A 1,914-nucleotide genomic window follows, 5' to 3' on the forward strand; every position below is an offset into this window, starting at 1 on the left:
GGATAAACCCCTGGCCAAACGGTCCTCCAAACGAGAAAAAGCAGCCATGGCATCAGGGTCGCCACTCTCTGCCATCACCCCCACCTCGGCGCCGGTTTTTGCGACACCGGTAACGCGGGTAAAGTCGTTGCCCAGACCGGTCCCGGAGACCCAGGTCTCCATGCAGCCGTTCTTGCCGCAGTAGCAGGGGGGACCGGGAACCTCGTCGGCCGTGGGCCAGGGCAGACCGTTGTGTCCCCATTCTCCGGCGATGGCATTGCGTCCTTCGTGAACGCGGCCGTGCAGGGCGATGCCTCCACCGCAGCCGGTTCCGATGATGACGGCGAAGACGGTGGCGATGCCCGCGGCGGCGCCGTCGGTCGCCTCGGAGACGGCAAGGCAGTTCGCATCATTGGCGCAGCGGACCTCGCGGCTGAGTGCCGAACTCAGATCGCGCTCAAACGGTTTGCCGATCAGCCAGGTTGAATTCGCGTTCTTGACCAGCCCTGTGCTGCGAACGATGGTGCCCGGCATACCGACACCGACTGTGGCGGAAATACCAAGTTCAGACTCTATTCCGGTGACTAAGTCACGGATAGCTTCGACCGTTGCGGAGTACTCTCGCGGGGTTGAAATGCGTAACCGTTTACGTTCCTGGCCGTGCTCATCCAACACCAGGGCCTCTATCTTCGTTCCACCCAGATCAATGCCAATACGCGCGTTCTGCATGGTTAAAGCATAAGTTGTCGCACATGAAATTGGTGAGATACTTTAGCTTCCGTACAACGGAAAACAACGGAAAGTAACAAACATAGAGGGAAGGTTGTGACGCAGTATGTCTAATCACAACGCAGCCAACGAAGCTGCGGCGCAGATTCAGCCCGCCAAGGGAAAGCTTGGCGTCATGATTCCAGGCATGGGCGCAGTTGCGACGACGCTCATCGCAGGTGTTGAAGCAGTTCGCAAAGGTTTTGCAAAACCAATCGGGTCACTGGCCGAGATGGGAACCATCCGGCTCGGCAAGCGTACCGAGGGAAATTCACCGTTGATTAAGGACTTCGTTCCACTGGCTAGGGCCTGGTTAACGACGACCCTGATATCGCTCCATCGATGATCTATGCCTGGGCCTGCCTGAAAGAAGGCATTCCCTTCATCAACGGCGCGCCCAACCTCACGGTGGATATTCCCGCGCTGCAGGACCTCTCGAAGCAGGCGGGCGTGCCGACTGCGGGCAAGGACTTCAAGACCGGCCAGACCTTCATGAAGACCGTGCTTGCGCCGGCCTTCAAGACCCGCATGCTCGGTCTTTCGGGATGGTACTCGACCAATATTCTTGGCAATCGTGACGGTGAAGTTCTCGACGATCCGGATAACTTCAAGACCAAGGAAGAGACCAAGCTCGGGGTGCTGGATTACATCCTGCAGCCGGATCTCCATCCTGATCTGTACAAGGATATCTATCACAAGGTCCGCATCAACTATTACCCACCGCGCGGCGATAACAAAGAGGGCTGGGATAACATCGATATCTTCGGATGGCTCGGATATCCGATGCAGATCAAGGTGGACTTCCTTTGCCGCGACTCCATCCTGGCCGCGCCGCTGGCGCTGGATCTGGTGCTCTTCATGGACCTTGCCAATCGCACACCGGCGCTGAAGAAGCTGGGCATGCAGGAGTGGCTGAGCTTCTACTTCAAGGCACCGACGGTGCCTGCTGGGTTATATCCGGAGCACGATCTGTTTATTCAGTCCATGAAGCTGAAGAATACTCTCCGCCACATTATGGGTGAGAGTCTTATTACTCACCTTGGTCTGGATTATTACGGAGATTAATAAGTCATTGAATAATGGAATAAATGAATGATTGAAGGATAAGTAAGCCTCCGTTCGCGGAGGCTTACTCATTTGTTCCCCCATGCACTGGGTGCCCCATCC

1 protein-coding gene and 1 pseudogene are annotated in these 1,914 nt (G+C 56.4%); one reads left to right on the plus strand and one right to left on the minus strand.

Going from position 1 to position 1,914, the window contains the following annotated elements; genetic code table 11:
• The coding region (locus tag AB4043_RS26065) for an ROK family protein (RefSeq protein WP_442308593.1) at positions 1–708 on the minus strand (708 nt) is incomplete at its 3' end.
• Between the two features lie 106 nt (positions 709–814).
• On the opposite strand from AB4043_RS26065, the pseudogene AB4043_RS26070 reads away from it, so the two are divergent.
• Positions 815–1,812 (plus strand): annotated as a pseudogene (locus AB4043_RS26070) (inositol-3-phosphate synthase).
• Positions 1,813–1,914: the final 102 nt, after the last annotated feature.

Origin of the sequence: Terriglobus sp. YAF25, assembly GCF_052113305.1 — a bacterium.
In the GTDB taxonomy this organism is placed as follows: domain Bacteria; phylum Acidobacteriota; class Terriglobia; order Terriglobales; family Acidobacteriaceae; genus Terriglobus.